The sequence below is a fragment of the Pseudomonas sp. GNP012 genome (assembly GCF_054343835.1).
The window spans coordinates 2,566,817-2,587,146 of the sequence record NZ_JBTGUU010000001.1; the positions used below are offsets into that span (position 1 = coordinate 2,566,817).

16 protein-coding genes are annotated in these 20,330 nt (G+C 58.6%); 10 read left to right on the forward strand and 6 right to left on the reverse strand.

The annotated features are described in order from the left end of the window. Window positions 1-105: 105 nt before the first annotated feature. Window positions 106-2,466, forward strand: coding sequence for a tetratricopeptide repeat protein (locus ACXX83_RS11455; protein ID WP_458548509.1), 2,361 nt, complete (start codon window positions 106-108; stop codon window positions 2,464-2,466). A gap of 104 nt (window positions 2,467-2,570) precedes the next feature. On the opposite strand, the gene ACXX83_RS11460 is transcribed toward ACXX83_RS11455, so the two are convergent. After that, entirely contained in the window at window positions 2,571-3,473 is a 903-nt protein-coding gene (locus tag ACXX83_RS11460; RefSeq protein WP_015095326.1) for a universal stress protein, read from the reverse strand. 273 nt (window positions 3,474-3,746) lie between these two features. On the opposite strand from ACXX83_RS11460, the gene ACXX83_RS11465 reads away from it, so the two are divergent. From ACXX83_RS11465 to ACXX83_RS11475, 3 genes are read left to right on the forward strand one after another with little or no spacing between them, the layout of a single operon-like run. Next, window positions 3,747-5,042 (forward strand): sialidase family protein, encoded by a 1,296-nt coding sequence (locus tag ACXX83_RS11465; protein ID WP_458548510.1) that lies wholly within the window; start codon window positions 3,747-3,749, stop codon window positions 5,040-5,042. Beyond that, window positions 5,039-5,656 carry a hypothetical protein gene (locus tag ACXX83_RS11470; RefSeq protein WP_458548511.1) on the forward strand — a complete coding sequence of 206 codons (618 nt, stop codon included), beginning with the start codon at window positions 5,039-5,041 and terminating at the stop codon, window positions 5,654-5,656. The genes ACXX83_RS11465 and ACXX83_RS11470 overlap by 4 nt, the downstream gene beginning before the upstream one ends. Before the next feature lie 32 nt (window positions 5,657-5,688). Next, window positions 5,689-7,725: an LTA synthase family protein gene (locus ACXX83_RS11475; RefSeq protein ID WP_458548512.1), complete on the forward strand. Its 2,037-nt coding sequence runs from the start codon at window positions 5,689-5,691 to the stop codon at window positions 7,723-7,725. 64 nt (window positions 7,726-7,789) lie between these two features. On the opposite strand, the gene ACXX83_RS11480 is transcribed toward ACXX83_RS11475, so the two are convergent. After that, window positions 7,790-8,284, reverse strand: coding sequence for a hypothetical protein (locus ACXX83_RS11480; protein ID WP_458548513.1), 495 nt, complete (start codon window positions 8,282-8,284; stop codon window positions 7,790-7,792). Between the two features lie 42 nt (window positions 8,285-8,326). On the opposite strand from ACXX83_RS11480, the gene ACXX83_RS11485 reads away from it, so the two are divergent. Then, window positions 8,327-8,476, forward strand: a complete 150-nt coding sequence (locus tag ACXX83_RS11485) for a hypothetical protein (RefSeq protein ID WP_458548514.1) — start codon at window positions 8,327-8,329, stop codon at window positions 8,474-8,476. 1 nt (window position 8,477) lies between these two features. Here ACXX83_RS11485 and ACXX83_RS11490 read toward each other — a convergent pair whose 3' ends face one another. The 3 genes from ACXX83_RS11490 to ACXX83_RS11500 all read right to left on the reverse strand — a co-directional run bounded on the left by ACXX83_RS11490 (window position 8,478) and on the right by ACXX83_RS11500 (window position 10,682). Further along, window positions 8,478-8,999, reverse strand: a complete 522-nt coding sequence (locus ACXX83_RS11490; protein WP_217835343.1) for a GNAT family N-acetyltransferase — start codon at window positions 8,997-8,999, stop codon at window positions 8,478-8,480. Window positions 9,000-9,187: 188 nt separating this feature from the next. Next, entirely contained in the window at window positions 9,188-10,168 is a 981-nt protein-coding gene (locus ACXX83_RS11495; RefSeq protein ID WP_458548515.1) for a LysR substrate-binding domain-containing protein, read from the reverse strand. 73 nt (window positions 10,169-10,241) lie between these two features. Further along, entirely contained in the window at window positions 10,242-10,682 is a 441-nt protein-coding gene (locus ACXX83_RS11500; protein ID WP_458548516.1) for a carboxymuconolactone decarboxylase family protein, read from the reverse strand. 204 nt (window positions 10,683-10,886) lie between these two features. Here ACXX83_RS11500 and pdxR point away from each other — a divergent pair, with 204 nt between their 5' ends. The 5 genes from pdxR (at window position 10,887) to ACXX83_RS11525 (ending at window position 15,037) form a co-directional block, all read left to right on the forward strand. Further along, entirely contained in the window at window positions 10,887-12,320 is a 1,434-nt protein-coding gene (gene pdxR, locus ACXX83_RS11505; RefSeq protein ID WP_458548517.1) for a MocR-like pyridoxine biosynthesis transcription factor PdxR, read from the forward strand. A 123-nt stretch (window positions 12,321-12,443) separates the two neighbouring features. After that, window positions 12,444-12,737, forward strand: coding sequence for an antibiotic biosynthesis monooxygenase family protein (locus ACXX83_RS11510; protein WP_015095335.1), 294 nt, complete (start codon window positions 12,444-12,446; stop codon window positions 12,735-12,737). 180 nt (window positions 12,738-12,917) lie between these two features. Beyond that, window positions 12,918-13,328, forward strand: coding sequence for a cupin domain-containing protein (locus tag ACXX83_RS11515; protein WP_458548518.1), 411 nt, complete (start codon window positions 12,918-12,920; stop codon window positions 13,326-13,328). Between the two features lie 228 nt (window positions 13,329-13,556). Beyond that, window positions 13,557-14,264 (forward strand): ATPase, encoded by a 708-nt coding sequence (locus ACXX83_RS11520; RefSeq protein WP_458548519.1) that lies wholly within the window; start codon window positions 13,557-13,559, stop codon window positions 14,262-14,264. 188 nt (window positions 14,265-14,452) lie between these two features. Further along, window positions 14,453-15,037 (forward strand): hypothetical protein, encoded by a 585-nt coding sequence (locus ACXX83_RS11525; protein WP_458548520.1) that lies wholly within the window; start codon window positions 14,453-14,455, stop codon window positions 15,035-15,037. An 80-nt stretch (window positions 15,038-15,117) separates the two neighbouring features. Here ACXX83_RS11525 and ACXX83_RS11530 read toward each other — a convergent pair whose 3' ends face one another. Further along, window positions 15,118-20,013: an NAD-glutamate dehydrogenase gene (locus tag ACXX83_RS11530; RefSeq protein ID WP_458548521.1), complete on the reverse strand. Its 4,896-nt coding sequence runs from the start codon at window positions 20,011-20,013 to the stop codon at window positions 15,118-15,120. Window positions 20,014-20,330 lie beyond the last annotated feature (317 nt).

Genomic DNA, 20,330 nt, shown 5'->3' on the forward strand with positions numbered 1-20,330 from the left:
CTGCCTCAAAACAATGCCATTTGACAGACGCCGACCCTCCGGCAAAGCTGCATCAAGCCTCAACGCGCGCCTGACGGCAATCGCACCTGGACCATGGAAGTCGTAATGCCGAAAAATAAAAACAAAGCTGCACAGCCAAACCCTGATTCGCAACCGACCCTGATCAACCGTTATCTGTTCCCCGTCACCATCGGCATCCTGTTGCTGACTGTGGCGGGTATTGGCTGGTTTTTGCTGAGCAGTACACCCACGCCGCCCAGGCCGGTCACCGTCAGCCCCCCTGCTGTTCAACCGGCCAAACCGCAACCCGTCGCCATCGCGCCTGCAAAAATGGTCGACGAGCAGCAATGCCAGGGTTGCCACGGCGAGCAGGTCAAGGACTGGCAAGGCTCCCACCACCAGTTGGCGATGCAGCAAGCCAACGCGGACACGATGCTCGGCGACTTCAACAACGTCACCTTCAAGGCCGAAAAGGAGACCACGGTGTTCTCGCGCAAAGGCGACGAATACTGGGTCAACACGCCGGGCATCGATGGCAGGAATGCCGATTTCAAGGTGGCCTATGCCTTTGGCATCGCCCCCTTGCAGCAGTACCTGATCGAAGTCGGCGAAGGCCGGTTGCAGGCCCTTGGCATTGCCTGGGATACCGAAAAGCACCGCTGGTTTCACCTTTATCCGGGCCAGGGCGTGAACTTCAAGAACCCGCTGCACTGGAGCAAACCGAGCCAGAACGCCAACTTCATGTGCGTCGAATGCCATACCACCGACTTCAAGCGCAATTTCGATGCGGCAAAAAACACCTTCGACAGCAATTGGAACAGCTTGGGTGTCGGCTGTCAGGCCTGTCATGGCCCCGCATCCAGTCACCTGGAATGGACGGCGAAGAAGACCGATCTGATCCATGCCGGCTTTGCCGTCGACCTCAAGGACAAGAACGCCACCGTCGAAATCGAAACCTGCGCCCGCTGCCACTCGCGCCGCGCGCCTCTGGATGATGGCTACACGGTCGGCAAGCGGCTGATGGACGACTACCTGCCGAGCGTCCTGACCCGCGAGCTGTACGCGCTGGACGGCAAGATCAAGGACGAAGTGTTCGAACACGGCTCCTTTGCCCAGAGCAAAATGTTCGACAAGGGCGTGCGTTGCAGCAACTGCCACAACCCGCACAGCACGCAATTGAAAGCGCCAGGCAACGGTGTCTGCCTGCAATGCCACAACACCGCCGGCAAAACCACCGTGGAAGGCGTCGACGGCAAGGGCCTGCAAGCGAAAAACTACGACTCCGTCGAACACACTCGCCACACCATTGGCCAACCGGGTTCGCAGTGCGTGGATTGTCATATGCCCGGCAAGTTCTACATGGGCAATGACTTGCGGCATGACCACAGCTTCAGCATCCCCAACCCTGAGCGGGCAAAGAAACTCGGTACGCCTGATGCCTGCCTGACCTGCCACCAGGGCAAGGCCGGCGACAAGGTCACCGAGCAGTTCAAGCTGTGGAACACCGCCAACGCCAGCGCGGTACAAGCCCCTCGCTACGACGAAAGCCTGTGGCTGATTCGCAACGGTCAGGCCGGTGCCGCACAGGCCTTGATCGAACAACTGCAACGGAGCAACCTGCCGGCGATCCAGCGCGCGACGCTGCTTGGCGAATTGTCGCAGTATCCGAGCGAACAAGCGTTGAAACTGGCCACCAGGGACCTCAACAACCCGGCGCCGCAAGTCCGTGAGAGCGCCATCCGCGCACTCAGCGCCTTCCTGCCGCCAGCGGAACGTGCGCCACTGCTGACACCCTTGTTGAGTGACCCTGTGAGAGCCGTGCGCATCGCCGCCGCCCGTGATCTGCTCAGTGTCGCGGCCAACGGCCTGGGCACGGCCCAGGACAGCTGGAATGCCGCCATCGCCGAATACGAGGCGGTGCAGAAAAACCTGCTCGAACGCGCCGAAGCGAACCTCAACCTGGCGATGCTGTATCAGGCCAGCGGTCGCAATGCAGAAGTCGAAGGATTCCTGCGCACGGCCCTGCAACGCGATCCGGACTTCTACCCGGCGCTGGTCACCCTGGTGCAGTGGCTGGAGGCCAACGGTCGCAGCCAGGAAAGTCATGCCCTGCTGGCGCAAAGCCTCAAGGACCATCCTGACTCGGGCCTGCTGCAATACACCCAGGGCCTGGCACTGATTCGTGCCGGCCAGGCGGCTCAAGCCATGCCGTACCTGCGCCAGGCCGCGAAGCTGGAACCGCAGAGTGGGCAATTCGGCTACGTACTGGCAGTGGCCCTGCATGACAGCGGCAAGATTGACGAAGCCTGCGCAGAACTGGAACGGCTGTTGAAAGAACAACCGGCCAACCGTAATGCCCGCTTGTCGCTGATCCAGTATTACCTGGCCAACGGCCAGGAGCCCAAGGCACAGGTGCTGTTGCAGGGGTGGAAGAAAATGAACATGGGGGATCCGGCGTTGAAATGATCGGGGGGCTGGCTCAAAGGCCTCTCGCGGGCAAGCCTCGCTCCTGGGAAATCAATGTGATCTCCGTAGGAGCGAGCCATTTTGCGGTGTAACAGCCAATCCATTCACTGATCCGCGGATCCCGCAACGGCAAGAATGTTGCAGGGCACTTGATACAGGACATGCTCCGTCGTACTGCCCACCCATTTGCCCAGCCCCTTGCGATGCGCATTTCCCATGACGATCACATCGGCCCGGTGATGCGCTGCAAAGTCGGCCAGTGCTTTGCCAGGTGGCCCTTCAACGAAGTGTTGTCGCTCAGTGGGCACGCCGTAGTGGTCGGCCAGTGCGATAAATGACTTTTGCAGTGACTTGCGCACATCGCTGCTGAAGCCCGGCATCGTCACTGCACCAGCACCTGCGTCGGATATATGTGTCAGCGATAGATCGTAGGCATACAGCAGATGCAGCTCCGCGCTGCATTGCATCGACAATCCGTTCGCCGCCTGGATGATGCGGTCGTTGATGCCAGTGATCTGAGTCTCGGGTTGTGACGGATCGACTGCCGCCACTACCACTCGCGGAAGTGGGCACCTGACTTCGCTGACCAGATGCACAGCCACCGGACATTCGCGCAACAGGTGCCAATCCAGAGGCGTAATGAAAACGCGTTTGAGCGCCGACTCGTGTTGCACGTCCTTGATAACCAGATCCGGCTGCATTTCTGCCACATGCACAAGTATTTCTTGCAGCGCGGTTCGCGTAACAAGTACTTCGGTACTCACCTTGACCCCGTGCCCGCGAATTAGCTCGGCCTCATCCTTGAGCCACTTTTCGTTCTCTTGCTGACAGGCCTCACGAAAACGCGCACCTGCGCTCATCAAACCCAAGAGGTTGGAGTCTTCGATAAACACCGTGATGTGCAGCGCTGCACCAGTGGCTTGGGCAATGGCGATAGCTCGTTCCAACGCCGGGGTGTGGCGCATGGCTGGACCTGCTATCAGAAAGAGTCGTTGATACTGGCTCATGTAACACCTCCAAACGTTCCGGGATATCCAATTCCCCCAGCGCTCTGGCCTGTCACACCACCGACGATTTACTATCGCCTCAACTGTCTGAATCGACACTATCAATATACGCCTGGATTCAATCAATCCCCCACTTCAGCGAGTCGACTTTTTCAAAAGCGGCGACGCCTTAAACACATTTACTTACAAATACTTCATTTGCATAAAATCGATCTTGCAACTATAGGTGATAAGTTATGGCCCTCGATCGGGCCAAGAGATGCCTAGCCTCAAATGCGCATCAAGCTACCCAGTATTCCTGCCCTCGGTGTTTATCTCGCACTGTCTTGCCTGTTTGTGACCGCATGGTTACTCAATCCTGCCCACACGCATTCGTCCTTTGCGATGAATCCAGTGAAGGCTGTGACCGATCAAGTAGCCAGGCCCATTTATACCAGCCGTTTCGCCTCGTCCGGGCTGGTGGACTTCGTGCACTCCTCGGCCGTAACAGCCTTGCCTGACGGTAGTTTGATGACAGCCTGGTTTGCCGGCTCTCGCGAAGGCGCAGCCGATGTGCAGGTGCGTTCCGCCCGCTTCGACGCGAAAACCGGCGAATGGGGTGCCGAACGGGTATTGGCGACACGGAATTCGACCCAACAGGGCACCCAAAGATACATTCGCAAGCTGGGCAACCCGGTGATTGCACTGGCGCCGGATAAACGCCTGTGGTTGTTCTACGTATCCGTGTCCATGGGCGGCTGGGCCGGCAGTGCAGTCAACGTGATGGTTTCCGACGATTTCGGTGAAACCTGGTCCGCTCCGCGCCAACTGATCACGTCCCCCTTTCTGAACATCAGCACCCTGGTCCGGTCCGCACCCGTGTTTCATGCCGACGGTTCCATCGGTTTACCGGTCTACCACGAGTTCCTGGGCAAGTTTGCCGAGTACCTCTACTTGAGCGCAGACGGTGATGTGATCGACAAATACCGCATCAGCCACGGCAAGAACTCATTGCAACCCACGGTGGTTCCGCTGGATGGGCAGCGCGGCATCGCCTTGTTGCGTTATGCCGGCAACACCCACCACCGTGTTCTGGCAACCCGCACTGAAGATGCCGGACAAAACTGGAGTGAACCTTATCCGCTCGAGCCATGGAATCCGAACTCCTCGCTGGCGGCCGTCGCAACCCCCGAGCATGGGCTGCTGGTAGCGCTAAATGACCTGCAAGAGGGGCGCTTCAAACTGAGCCTTTATGGCACAGACGAAAAAATGGACAATTGGCGCTCGTTGCGTGACCTGGACAAATCACCTGATCCGGAAGGAGATCCGTTTTCACCCCAGGCCTACAAAAAAATCATAGGCAATGAGTTCCGCGGTTCCAGTGGCGCGCTGCGCCAACCTCTGGAGGCGCAATTCCTGAACAATCTCGACACACGTGTCTGTAACCCCCGAGGCTGCGAGTTTGAATATGAATATCCATATTTCATCCGCAGCCCGGACGGCATGTATCACCTGGTTTATTCCTGGAACAACACTTTCATCAAGCACGTTACTTTCAACGATGCGTGGCTGTCCGAGCGACTCAAATGATTAACCTTTGGCAAGCCCATATCTGCTTCGCGATGATCATCTTCCTCTTGCTGCCGTCTTTCGGTTTGAACAGGAGCTGGCGTATCGCGCTGCTGGCCGCCTTGCTGGCCGCCAGCTTCATACCGCTGGACGGGTTGTCGTTGGCCACGTATTTGCGCAGCCACATCGATGACCTTGCGATCACGTCACTGGTGTTCATGGCATGGGGCTGTTTACGTCGGCTGGGCTACCTGCCGCCTGCGCGGCAGGGTAAAACCTGCATTCTGATCATGTTCGCCCTGTTGGCCCTGGTGCTGTACCCGGCAACCCTTGGTCTGAGCGATCTGGATCCTTATCGACTTGGATACAGCCCGCGCCCGATGTTGATTTTCTTCGCACTGCTCACTCTGGGCCTGTTTTACCTGCGCAACAGCCTGGCCGTCGTGATGCTGTCCAGCGCGACCCTGGCCTTCATCGCCGGGATAAAACCTTCGCAAAACTATTGGGATTACCTGATTGATCCACTACTGGGTCTATTTTGCTGCGTGGCACTTCTGATGCATTTCACACGCTGGACGTATGGTTGCCTGAACAAACAACCCAGCCCAGTGTTTAAAGCATCCAGATCCGTTTGAGCTTCAACGACAAATTTAACAGGGGAACTTGGATGGGTTGGCTGCAATCGAGACGTTTGCACTATTGGCTAGGCGCAACAGCGATTCTGTTTGCGTTGTTTGCCCTGCTACGGGTGGTGTTCTTTTTCGGCTATTCCGGTTTCGACGCTAATGCCCTGATCAAGGACGAGGCCGTACGGGAAACCCTGGGCATCGGCTTTCGTTTCGATCTGCGCCTGGCCATTCTGGTAATGCTGCCGTTGGCTTTGCTTGCCTGGATTCCTCGCTGGAACCTCATCACAAGCCGCTTGCTGCGCTGGATCGCACGCCTTTACATTTTCGCGGCTCTAGGCGCCCTGCTGCTGATCTACATCATCGATTTCGGGCATTACGCTTACCTGGGCATGAGGATCAACGCCACGGTATTGCGCTTCATCGAGGATGCACAAATATCCCGTGACATGGTCTGGCAGACCTACCCGGTCATCTGGATTTCTCTGGGTTGGCTGGCAACGGTAGCGTTGACGACACTGGCCCTGGTGCATCTGGAGCGTGTGACGCTGGACCGCCCTCGCAAACCGATTCACCCGTTCTCTGCCACATGGGGCGGCGCGTTGATGGTCATGGTGGTATTGCTGGGCATTTTAGGCCGTGTCGAGAACATGAACCTGGAAAACCCTGTGCCATTGCGCTGGAGCGATGCCTTCTTCTCGGGCAATAACCAGACTGCCGCACTGGGGCTCAACCCGGTGATCTTCCTGTATGACACGCTCAAGGTCGGCCAGTCGCGCTATGACGAAGCACAGGTGCGCGAGCACTATTCAGTCATGGCCAACTACCTGGGCGTTGACCAGCCCGATCCGCAAACGCTTAATTTTGTTCGCCACCAGGCACCACAACCCTACAAAGTACCGGGATCACGACCGCCGAACGTGATGTTTGTCATGCTTGAATCCCTGGGCACCAGTGCTGTCGGGGCTTACGGCAACCCGATCAATCCGACCCCCAATCTCGATCGCCTGGCCACGCAGAGCTGGTTCTTCGAGCACTTCTATGTGCCGGTGACCGGCACAGCAAAAACCGTATGGGCCAGCATTTCCGGGGTCCCTGACGTCACGCGTCAAGAGACTGCGACGCGTAACCCGTTGATCACCCGGCAGCACTCCCTGGTCAATGCCTTCACCGGCTACGAGAAGATCTACACCATCGGCGGCAATTCCGGCTGGGCCAACATGAATGCCTTGATTCGGCAAAGCATCGACGGCGTTCGCCTGTACGAAGAGCGGGACTGGAAATCCCCGGTGGTGGATGTCTGGGGCATTTCCGATCTGGACCTGTTCAAGGAGACCGACCAGCTCCTGCAGGCGCTGCCCAAGGACAAACCGTTCTTTGCGTATGTACAGACTGCCGGCAACCATCGTCCCTTCACGATTCCCAAGACCAATGATGGATTCGAGGTCAAGCACCCTACCCTCGAGGAAGTCCAGGCCGCAGGGTCGCGCAGTGTCGAGCAATACAACGCCGTGCGCCTGCTGGACTTCAACATCGGCCGCTTGATGGAAATCGCCAAGGCCGGCGGCTACTACGACAACACCATCTTTGTGCTGTTTGGCGACCACAACACCCGTATCGCGCAAATCCCTTTCCTGGCCCCGGCCTATGAGCAACTGGGCCTGGAAAGCAATGCGGTGCCGATGATCATCCACGCCCCGGGCTTGCTCGGGACACGCAAGGTCCAGGAGGCGGTTGGCCTGGTGGATTTGTTGCCAACCGTGGCGGGCATGGCCGGTCTTGAGTTCCGCAACAGCGGCATGGGTCGCGATATTCAGCAGCCAGCGCCCGAGGGTGAACGCGTGGTACCGCTGGTATTGCGCGAAGGAACGTTCCCGCTGATTGCCGGCGTGACTCAACATTACATGGTGCAAATGGAGCACGACGGCAGCTCGCCAACGCTCCACGACCTTGCCTCGAAGACGCCCCTGGACAACGTGGCCGAGCAAAACCCTGAAGAGTTCAAGCGCCTGGTGCAGTTGACCCGCGCCATGCATGAAACCTCAAGGTTAATGCTGTATCAGAACGTGCGACAGTAACTGCTGGCGCCAGCGAGCCCGCGTCTATGGTGCAGATAGACGCGGGTCGCCCTGACCTATGACATCAGCTGCGCTCGCGGGGAATCAGGCTCTGCAGCTGTTGCGCCAGGAAGTTTGCATCGAACTCAAACGTGTCCGGGTCTTTCAAGCCATTGGTCTTGCGCCACTGCCAGCCAGTGGATGGCGGCAGGCACACCAGTGACACGCTGCCATAACGTGCTGCGGTAAATCCCATCACGGCAATGGAAATCTGCCCGCCGACACCCATCACATCCGGTACGAACTCCACCGGCTTGCCAGCAATCACAATGGACAGCTTTTCGCTCTTGAACGTCGATGCCTCGACTGGCACGCTCGGCCCCGATGCGACATAGGCCTCACGGCTTACTTCCAGCAGATGCGGTACCAGCACTGGCTCCAGCCACTGCTGGATCTGATCGAACAGTTCAGCAATGCGCGCCGCCCATTGTACCGATTGCGACTCGAACAGCTGTTTCTTGTGCGCTTCACTTTCTGCGTAGTGACGAAGCATCTCGCCCAGTTGCTGTACATCGTCCATTGCGGTGATCCTTTGGTTGAAGCAGTACTGCGGACTTTCAGAATGGCAGATGCGCGTTGCCAGCGTACGACTAAAAGCGCGAACGGTATTGAAAGTGGACTTGCTGATCTGCCCGAACAAAGCACCCTGCCCTTGCTCGACACCACCGAGCTGCAAGCGCCAGCTGCGGTGGCGATCGCCCTGGGCGAATGACTCAGCCGGCCCTGGGCGGGCGACGCAGGCGCGCCATGCTCAAGGTGTCCACCAGTACACCGTCGCGAACGGCGTAATCACGAAACAGGCCCTCGGTTTCGAAGCCGAACTTGCGGTACAGGGCAATGGCCGCTTCGTTATCGGCATACACCGAAAGCTCGACGCGCTGCAGGTTCATCCAGTTGTCGGCGATATCCAGCGCCGTCGCGAGCAGCTTCGAACCCACACCCTTCCCTTGCCACTCGACCGCAACACCCATGCCGAAACTGCCGGCATGGCTGCGACGAATGCGCGAGAACTGTTCCAGGCCAATGTTGCCGATGACCGTGCCTTGATGCAGGGCCACTACCTTCACCAGGCGTTCGTTATCCAGCGCCAGGCGACTGCGCCAGAGCTCGGTGGACTGAAACGGCATTTGCAGGGTCTGCCGGGCGATGGCGGGATCGTTGTACAGCGCCGTAATGCCTTCGATATGGGATTCGTTGAAGCGCTCGAACGTGATAACGGGTTCGGTGGTCGGCATGGGTGAATCATCCTTGAAGCAGACATGGCCGTTCACTCTATAACGCTTTCTTCACGTGTGGCGAGAATCAATGTGGGGGCTGCGGTGCGGCGATCCGACTTGCTAGCGAAGGCGGTTGACCAGTCACCTTCAATGTTGAATGTGATGACGCCTTCGCGAGCAAGCCCGCTCCCACATTTTGATCGCATTCAGCTTTCGAACCACTCCCAACGCTCGCTGAAGGTGTTTTCGATCAACTCGACGACCGTCCGCACCTGTGCTTCACCCTGTGACTCGGCATTGACCGCCATCCACACCTGACGTCGCATCGGCCGCTCGAACAGGCCTGGCAAGGCAACGAGGCCGCGGTCGAAATGGCTCATGTAGTGCGGCAGCAGACCGACGCAGGCGCTGCAACGGATCATCTCCAGCATCAGTTCGTAGGATTGCAACTGCACAGCTCCCGCCAGGCGTTGGTCCACCAGTGCATTCCATGGCCGGAAGCTTTCAACCTGGCAGTCCTGCTGCCATTGCACCAGGAGGAAATCGGCCAGTTCCTCCAGGCACTCCGGCCTGGAAGCCACCCGTGAGTAACGCTTGGCAATGTGCGGCAGGTACTCCAGTTGCGCCAGAGACCGGGGTTCGGTGGTGGCAAAGCTCGGCCCCGGCAACGGCGATCCGGTTTCGCCCAGCCACACCACCACGTCGGCGCTGACCGCTTGCAGGGACAGTTCGCTGTCGAGGGTCTTGATGTCCAGGCGCACGCTGGCATTGCGCCGCAGCAACGCCACCAGGTCACGCCCGAGAATGTCATGCAGGATCGAATCGGCCACGGCCAGCCGAATCAACGGCTGTTCGATCACCGGCAGATCGCGCTCATGAGCCAGTGCGATCAATTGTGCGTGCAAGCGCAAGCCATCGCGGCTGAGGCTCAAACCATTGTCTGACGGGTTGAACAGTGAGCAGCGCAGCTGTGTCTCCAGCAGCGCCAGTTGCCTGCGCAGGCGGGTGGCCTTGATGTTCAGGCTGCGCGCGGCCTGCATGAAACAACCGCAACGGGCACTGACGGTAAAGCACAGCGCCAGTTCGGGGTCGATACCCGCAGCCAACTGGCGCCAGGACGCATTTTTATCGATGGTTACACGATACTCGGTAGCGCCCCGGTGGGCGCCGGTTTCCATGACTGACATCGAGGACTCCCTGTCGACATGACACTGACAGTTCCATCCTGCGGATCATTGATGAACCTGCCGTGACAATGGCTCAGGCGCTGGGTGTCTGGCGAAAGCTCACGGCCAGGCGATTCCAGCTGTTGATGGTGGTGACGGCGATGGTCAGGTCGACCATTTCGCTTTCACTGAACTGCTTCCTTGCCTGCGCGTAAACATCGTCCGGTACGTGGCTTTGCGAAAGCAAGGTGACGGCTTCGGTCCAGGCCAGCGCGGCTCTTTCCCGCGGATTGAAAAAGTTGCTGTCGCGCCAGACCACAATGGAATACAGCCGGCGCTCGCTTTCGCCGAGGCGCCTTGCATCCACCGAGTGCATGTCGGTGCAGAAGGCACAGCCGTTAAGTTGCGAGGCGCGAATCTTGACCAGGTGCAGCAGGCCCTGCTCGATGCTCAGGCTGCTGGTCAGGGCCTCCATGGCGATCATGGCCTTCATCGCTTTGGGGGACGCGCTGTAGTAATCCAGGCGGGGCTTCATGGTGCGTTCTCGTGCTGCCTTGAGTTGACTTTCACGGTAAGCGCTGGCGCGCGAGCATGACAGATCCAATTTCGCGATTTCCCCGTGGACCAAGCCTGCAGACCAATTGACGGTTTTTCCACTGCGCAACTTCTGCCGACCGAACGGATAGGCGTAATCTTGCGCGACGCACACGCGCCTCAACAGCCCCGGAGTCTCGCCAACATGGAACTACATGTTGTCATCAACGGCCGCAAGGACCTGGCCGGCCAGTTGTATAACCAACTGCGCAGCGCCATCGAGTCCGGACGCCTGGCCGCCGGGACGCAACTGCCGCCCAGCCGTTTGCTGGCCGAACAATTGGGTATTTCACGCAAGACCATTTCCGATACCTACGCCCAGTTGACCTACGAAAACTTCCTCACCGGGGTGGTCGGCAAAGGCACCTACGTCAATGCGCGCTCGTCGAAGGTGCAGCGTAAACAGAACTACACAGATCTTGGCGGCTTTGAGGTGATCGAATCCTGGCGCAACCTGCCGGTATTCCTGCGTCATCCGACCCTGGAAGGCTCGCTGCGCTACGACTTCATTGGTGGCGCCACCAGCAAAGGCCAGTTTCCCCAGGATGACTGGCGACGCTGCACCTCCCACGCGCTGCGCCAGATAGCCGGCTCCAAGGGCTTGTACAGCTTGCCTGAGGGCTTGCCCGCCCTGCGCAACGCCATTGCGCGGCACATCGCGTTCTCCCGCGGGGTCAATTGCCAGGATGAGGATGTGGTGGTGTGCAACGGCGCGCAGCAGGCACTGGACCTGATTGCGCGGGTGCTGATCAGTCCCGGCAGCCTGGTCGCCATGGAGGACCCCGGCTACCCGCCGGCGCGGCTGCTGTTCGGCACCCATGGTGCCACGGTGATTGGCGTGCAGGTGGACGCCGAAGGCATTGTGGTGGACCAGATTCCTCGCGGCACGCGACTGATCTACGTCACCCCGTCGCACCAGTTCCCGCTGGGCATGCCGATGAGCCAGGCGCGCCGGCAAGCACTGCTGGCCAAGGCCCATGAGCTGGGCGCGATCATCATTGAGGACGACTACGACAGCGAATTCCGCTATGAAGGCCGCCCTACCGATTCCCTGCAAAGCATGGACGAACGGGGGATCGTCGCTTACGTCGGGACCTTTTCCAAAACCCTGCTGCCGGAACTGCGGCTTGGCTATGCGATCCTGCCGCCAGCGATCCTGGAGGCCGTGGTGCGCGCCAAACAGCTCACCGACCTGCACACCTCAACCCTGCCGCAATGGGCGCTAGCCAAGTTCATCGCCGAAGGCTGCCTGCTCAAGCACATCCGCCGCTGCCATACGGTCTATGCCGGGCGCCGTGAACGGATCCTGACGCGCATGGCCGGCGACCTCTCACCCTGGCTGGAGGCGGTGCCGTCCACCGCCGGCTTCCACATGGTGGTGATGTGCAAAGTGCCCATGGATATTCCATTGGTGATCGAACTGGCGAAAAAAGTCGAAGTCGGGCTCTATGCCATCGACGGCTTTTTCTATCAGCAAGCGCCCAAGGCCGGGTTTTTCCTCGGTTTTGGCGCCATCGAGACCCTGGACATCGACACCGCCCTGGACCGTGTGCGCGACATTTTGCAGCAGGTGGCCTGACGGATTGGCCTGGGGTTTTATCCGGCGATTGGCTATTGGCGGTCCCCAGGGTCAGGCCTATCCTGCATAGGCGTTATCCCTCAATGAGCAGGATTCGTCCGGCCTGATTCAGGAGTGTGAGCAATGTCCCATGAAGTGATCAATACCGTACAGGTACAGGCCGTCGCCGGCCGCTCGGATGAACTGGGTAAGCAACTGCAAAAGATTGTCGAAACCCTGCGTGAACTACCGGGCTGCGAATCCTATATGGTCGACCGCTGCCCAGAGGACAGCAATCGCTGGACCGTCAGCGCCCGCTGGCAATCGGAAGCGGCCATGAAATCCCATTTCAACTGCCCCGAAGTCCAGGGTTTCATTGGCCTGATCGACAGCCAACTGGCCAATGCCGTGGACTTCAACAGTTTTCCGATCGTCTGAAAACAAGATCAAAAGATCGCAGCCTGCGGCAACTCCTACACGGGATCTGCCGCAGGCTGCGATCTTTGCTTTTCACCTCGGTCAATTGGTCCCCTCGCCTTCCGGAATATTGGCTGTTTAACCGCTACCGCTTGCGCACTACTGTGGTTTGCAACAACTAACCACCGCAGGTAAAGAACCATGAACATGTTGCGTTGCTGTGCTGCCTCCCTCGCCGCTCTGGCCATGATTGTGTCCGCTTCGGCCTTTGCCCATGACTCTTCGGAAAAGGTCACCGTTTTGCAAGACCAAATGCTGAAAAATGCCCCGGGCAAAAAGGCTTTGATGATCGAGGTTGACTACCAGCCAGGCCAATCGTCCATCGCCCACAAGCACGACGGCACGGCCATGGCCTATGTGCTTTCGGGGTCGGTCACTTCTCAGGTGAAAGGCGAAAAAGCGGTCACCTACAAGGCCGGTGAATATTGGTACGAACCCGCAGGTTCGGAACACCTGGTCTCGAAAAACGCCAGTACAACCAAGCCGGCGAAGCTGTTGGTGTTCATGGTATTGGCCCCCGACGAGAAAGTGTTGATCCCACTGGAAAACTGATGGCTGAACGTACAGCCATAAATAAAAAGGCTCGAATTACGAATTCGGGCCTTTTTATTTCCCGAGGCAATTAACCGCAGGCTATTAAGCCAAACAAAACTATTGGCCACCGGATAAGTTCGAACATTGGCCATTTCAATAAAATATCCAGGGTTTAGTCTTAAGTCACCGTCGGCACAACGCCGGCAACTTCAACTGTCGACCAAACTGTTTCACTGGAGAAACACCATGAAACTTGCACTTGTCAGTACATTGACCATAACGGTAGTGTTAACTGGTTGCTCGATCCCGACTGCCCCCACGGCGGTCTCTTCGCTCAATGGCATTTTTACCGAGCCGGTAGGCCGCAGTGGTGCCACCCTGGTTACCAACGGCAGCCATGTCTCGCTGGGCATCGTCTACAGCCAGAATACCCAGACGAACCGTGCCTATCTGCGGGACTACCAGGCCAACGCCGGCACCGGTTTCGGCCAGAGCCTGCTGGTGCAGCCGATTCATGACGCCTATGTAGCCACTTCCAGGCCAGACCTGGCCGTGGATTGGGTGAAGGCCTCCCTGCAACGGCAATTCGGTTCGGTGACTGTGTATCCGGACATGCAGAGTCTCAGGGCGGCGAAACCGGACGTGATGGCGGTAGTCGATACCCGCAGCCAACTGATGACATCGCGCAGTTCAGACATCCAGTCAGATGTCAGTGCGGACTTTTACGACAAGAACTTTAACTATATCGGTACTGCACAAGGGCATGACGCCAAAGCGCTCAGTCCCGTGTGGGCTGACTACAAACGTAGTGAAGACATAGTTGCCGACATCCATGAACAACAGAATGTGCAAGTCAGGGCGCTGCAGAAGTTTGACCAGTCGCTCAATAGTTTGCTTAGCAAACCGACTAGTCTCTCGATGATTGACAACACGCCAGAGCAAAACCGCTACTGATGTTATCGTCCCCCAGACTTTCTGAAGCCTAAAGGCACGCTCAAGCTCGCTCCCACAGTAGATCAGGAAATGGGAGCGGGCTGTGTAGCACTGCGAAACAATTAACCAAGGTAAAACAAACCAATTAAAGTTATTTTAAGTTCGGCACGGAACAGCCACCTTTTTAACTTTAAATAATGGATTGATATATGAGCAAAGATCAGGAAAGATCCTTCATAGCGCACCTGACCTGCGAAGGGAGCCCCATGACTTTTTTCGAAAGGGTATTAAGCGACAGGCATTTTCAGCAAGACGACGAAGATGGCCCGCACAAACACTTGATTACGACTGCAGAAGTCTACTCCGCTGATTTACAGAAAATGGTACCCTTGGGCGTCACCTCTAAAAATAAAAACAGCATAGGGATAGTGGTGCATTTCAGGTGCTATGACGACTATTACAATCTGCAGATTTTAAGCGAGTCCTACTACAACAACTACTTCAGCAAGAGCACCCAAGGTTTCCTCGGAGCGCTTCCGGCGGCGGGAGGTGATACGACTTCTTTTAACTTGCTGAATGAAAGTTTCAAGACTGTCACGCTAGATGATTTCGACAGCGACAATCAGACCGTTTACTTGCAGGCACGCAATGCAGGCGTTATCAAAAAAATGCTATGGGGCGCTCAGGTGAACCGTTATTGCTTCCACGACCTGGCGGGTCACCAGGTTTTATTCAAACTGCACATTCTTGAAAGAAACGTGGCCACCCCTCAAAGCACTACACCCTACACTTGAAATAGCAGTGTCTGGTGATTTGACCCATTAAAAAAAAGCCCCGCATCCTTCGATGCGGGGCTTTTTTATTCAACGCCTGATCAGGCCGCCGGTTCCAGCTCGGCGGCGACGGCGGCAGGCACTACCGCTTGACCGCTCAACGCCAGGTCCAGCAGTTCGCGGTTGGCCACCGCGTACATGGCGTAGTCAGTGCCGCTGGCGGCACGGATTTCCACCAGCATGGCGCGCCAGCGTTCGATCAAGCCTTCGTGCTGCGCCATCCACAGGGAAAGCCGTGTTTCCACGTCCTGGGTGCCGTCGCCCTGTTGCAGGACCGAGATGGTGATCGCGCGTTGCTGCCAGTCGACGTCATCACGGAACGCTTCACGGGCCAGGGCCTGCCAGTTGTTTTCAACCGGCAGAGCGCTGATCTGTTGCATGTACCAGGTGATGTCCAGCGCGCTACCCACGGCGAAGTAAGCCTTGGCCACCTCAGCCGGATCCTGGCCAGTCACGTCGGAAGCCTCGATGATCGGCAGCAGGGTGTACAGGTGCGAGGTACCAGCCACCATACGCGCCAGCAGCTCCGGCACACCGGCTTCGACGTAGGCCTGATAACGGCGCTGCCAGGTTTCACGGATCTCGCCACTGAGCAGCTCGTCGAGCTTCAGGCCCAACTCTTTCAAGTGCGGACCAAAGTGCGCGACGTCACGGGCAGCGTTCTGCTCGTTGCGACGGGCACGCAGGAACCAGCGCGTGGCGCGACGGCCCAGACGCATCAGCTCATCCATCAGCTCCAGTTGCACGTCGGCGGCAACCTGGTAGTCCAGGTTTTCGATCTGACGGAACCAGTGCGGGAGATGGAAAATGTCACGCACGATCACATAGGCGCCAGCCACGTTCGCCGGGCTCATGCCGGTCGACTCTTTGAGTCGTTGAACGAAGGTGATGCCCATGTGGTTGACCAGGTCGTTGGCGATCTGGGTGCTGACGATTTCGCGCTTCAGGCGGTGACGGCGCATGGCCACGGAGAACTTGCTCACCAGGGTTGGCGGGAAAGCGGTTTCCATGTCGCGGGTCAGGTAGTCGTCGTCCGGCACCAGGGAGCCCAGCAACTGCTCCTTGAGGTCGATCTTGCTGTAGGAGATCAGTACCGACAGCTCGGCACGGGTCAGGCCATGGCCTTGCGCTACACGTTCGTTGATCGCTTCTTCCGACGGCAGGAACTCGATGGCACGATCCAGCTTGCCGCGGCCTTCCAGGTCGTTCATCAGGCGCTTGTATTCGGCAATCCGCGGCAAGGCGCGACGGGCTGCCAGGGACAGGGCCTGGGTCTGCTTGTAGTTGTTGCCCAGCACCAGACCACCGACTTCGTCGGTCATGCTCGCCAGCAACTGGTTACGCTGCTTGTCGGTCATGTCGCCGGCCTGAACCACTTCGTTCAGCAGGATCTTGATGTTCACTTCGTGGTCGGAGCAGTCCACGCCACCGGCGTTGTCGATGAAGTCGGTGTTGGAACCGCCGCCATTGAGGCCGAACTCCACACGACCCAGCTGGGTCATGCCCAGGTTACCGCCCTCGCCCACGACTTTGCAGCGCAGTTCGTTGCCGTTCACGCGCAGTGCATCGTTGGCCTTGTCGCCAACATCGGCGTGGCTTTCGCTGCTGGCCTTGACGTACGTACCGATACCGCCGTTCCACAGCAGATCCACCGGTGCCTTGAGCAAGGCGTTCAGCAGTTCGGTCGGGGTCAGCTTGTCGGCCTCGATGTCGAAGCGCTCTTTCATCTGCGGGGAAATCGCGATGCTCTTCGCGCTGCGCGAGAAGATACCGCCGCCTTCGGACATGATGCTGGTGTCGTAGTCCGACCAGGCCGAACGCGGCAGGTCGAACAGGCGCTGACGCTCGGCGAAGCTCGACGCCGGCTCAGGGTTCGGATCGATGAAGATGTGCAGGTGGTTGAACGCCGCGACCAGCTTCAGCTTGTCGGACATCAGCAAGCCGTTGCCGAACACGTCACCGGCCATATCGCCGACACCGACCACGGTGATGCTGTCTTCCTGGACATTGATGCCGCGCTCGCGGAAGTGGCGCTGTACGCCGACCCACGCGCCCTTGGCGGTGATGCCCATCTTCTTGTGGTCGTAACCTGCCGAGCCGCCGGAGGCAAACGCGTCACCCAGCCAGAAGCCGTAGTCGATGGCGATGCCGTTGGCGATGTCGGAGAAGGTCGCGGTGCCTTTGTCCGCCGCCACGACCAGGTACGGGTCATCGTCGTCATGACGCACGACGTTGGCTGGTGGTACCAGGGCGCCGTCCTTCAGGTTGTCGGTGATGTCCAGCAGACCCGAAATGAAGATGCGGTAGCAGGCGATGCCCTCAGCCGCGATCTCGTCACGGCTGCCGCCCAGTGGCAGGCGACGCGGCAGGAAGCCGCCCTTCGCACCCACCGGCACGATCACCGAGTTCTTCACTTGCTGGGCTTTTACCAGGCCCAGGACTTCGGTACGGAAGTCTTCTTCACGGTCGGACCAGCGCAGGCCGCCACGGGCAACGTTGCCGAAGCGCAGGTGCACGCCTTCGACGCGTGGCGAGTACACGAAGATTTCAAACTTCGGTACCGGCTTGGGCAGCTCCGGAATCAAGTGCGGGTTGAACTTGAAGCTGAAGTACGACTTGTTATGGCCGTTGGCATCGGTCTGGTAGAAGTTGGTGCGCAGGGTGGCCTTGATCAGGTCCAGGTAGCGACGCAGGATGCGGTCTTCGTTCAGTACCTGAACGTCGTCCAGGGCGCTGAGAATCGCGTGCTCCAGACGCTGTTGCTTGTCGTCCAGGTCATCGCTGGTCAGCTTGCGCGCCAGGTAGAAACGGGTCTTGAACAACCGGGTCAGTTCGCGAGCGATGTCGGTGTGGTTGTTCAGGGTGCTGGCGATGTAACCCAGGTCGAAGCCCAGGCGGATCTGCTTCAGGTAACGGGCGTAGGCACGCAGCAGCGCCACGTCACGCCATGGCAGGCCGGCGGTCAGTACCAGACGGTTGAACGCGTCGTTCTCGGCATCGCCACGCACGATGTGGACGAACGCGTCCTGCAGCGTGTCGTTGAGCTGCTGGATGTCGAGTTCCAGGCCTTCGGCGGCGGTGAACGCGAAGTCGTGAATCCAGAATTCGCGGCCATTGCTGTGACGCAGGTGATACGGGAACTCGCCCAGCACGCGCAGACCGAGGTTTTCCAGGATCGGCAGGACGTCGGACAGTGCCAGTGGGGTATCGGCGTGGTACAGCTTGCAATGCAACTGGCGCTGACCGGCAACCTGGCCCAGCGGCTGATAGAAGCTCATCACCAGCGGGTTTTTATCGCTCAGGCTCAACAGGTGCTGCATGTCGACCACAGCGGAATGCGCGGCAAAACGCTCGCGGTAACCGGCCGGGAAGCCTTTCGGGAAATCGGCCAGCACGTTGGTGCCCTGGGCTTCACCGAAGCTCTCGACCGTCAGTGCGGCGTAGTCGTCCTGCCAGCTGCGGCAGGCCTGCACCACTTCTTTTTCCAGCAGCAGCGGGTCGATGTCGAGGCGGTTTTTCGGGTCGACGCGCAGGATCAACTGCACGCGGGCCAGCACGGACTCGGAGAAGAAGGTCCAGAACTCGCAGTCGGTGGCTTTCAGGCGATCCATCAGCACTTGCTGGATCTTCTGGCGCACTTCAGTGGAATAGATGTCACGCGGCACGTAGGCCAGGCAGTAGCAGAAACGGCCGTACGGGTCTTTGCGCAGGAACACGCGAATCTTGTTGCGTTCCTGGATCTGCACGATCGACATCACGGTGCTGAACAGCTCGTCCACCGGAGTCTGGAACAGATCGTCGCGCGGCAGAACTTCGAGCACCTGCGCCAGCTCCTTGCCCAGGTGAGCCTTGGCCTGGAAGCCGGAACGGTGTTCGATTTCCTCGACCTTGCGGCGGATGTACGGGATCACCCGCACGCTCTCGCCATACACCGACGAGGTGTACAGGCCCATGAAACGGCATTCCTTGACGACCTTGCCGTTGGCGTCGATTTCGCGGATCGACACGTAGTCCGGGTAAGCCGGGCGGTGTACACGGCTTGGGTGCGCAGCCTTGGCGAACGACAGCAGGGTCGGTTCGCGCAGGTAGTTCACAGCGTAGTCTTCGATGCGCAGGTCATCGTAGGTCAGGCCGGCACGCAGCAGCTTGGTCAGGCCGAGGAAGGAGTCCTTGTCGTAGACGATGTGGCCGCCATCGGCTTCGTCGCTGACCACGAACTCTTCGTAGCCGAGGAAAGTGAAGTGGTTGCCCACCAGCCATTCCAGGAAGCTCTTGATTTCGCTCTTCTCGTCGCCATCGACGGCGAACTGGCTGTTGTCCAGCTTGCTCAGGATCTCCTGGACCTTGGCCTTCATCGGCTCGAAATCGTCGACCGCCACGCGGACTTCACCGAGCACCTGCTCCAGCTCTTTGCTCAGCACATTGAGCTCGGCGGTGTTGGCGCAGCGGTCGATTTCCAGGTACATCAGCGATTCTTGCTGAATGTCCTCGCCCTGGGTGCCCTTGGGCAGGATTTCCAGCAACTCGCCCTTGCTGCCACGACGCACGCTCAGCACGGTGGTTTGCAGGGTATGGATGCTGTAGCCGCGGCGGTTCAGTTCGGTACGCACCGAGTCCACCAGGAATGGCAGGTCGTGGTGCAGCACTTCGACCGCCGTGTGGGTCGACTGCCAGCCATGACGTTCGTAATCGGGGTTGAAGACGCGCACTTGCGGTTGCGCGTGATCGAAGCGCTCAAGCAGGCGCCATGCAGAAAGGGTGCAGCCAGCAAGGTCGGACAACCGACGCTGGGTCAGCTCGTCAAGGGAAATGATGCCGAAGAATTGTTCAGCGAACAGCGCCACTTGTGGCAGTGCCTGTTCACTGATGTGCTGCGCCAGTGCCGCTTGCAGTTGGTGCTGGAAGTCGGCTTTGCTGGCTGCGGTGAAGAACGCCATCTGTGGTACTCCGCTTGGGCTTGTTATTGATGGAAGCGTCGCGTGCAAAACCCCTGTTCGGGGCTACGTTTCAAAGCTAGCCGTCACCCGGTTCCTGATTCTCGGGCAGAGGAAACAGGGTGACAGGTGGGTGAAGCTGGACGAGACACTCAGGTCACATTCACCTTCCGTGAATGGGCATCTGCAAAAACGACTGGCCACAGGTTGCTCCAATGTCTTTACAGGTATCCATTGGTTGCGCAGCTTAACCAGTGCGGTAAGGCCCGTGCTTGCGGCGCTGCGACATATTCGGTCATCGGCACGCTGCTCTGGGCATG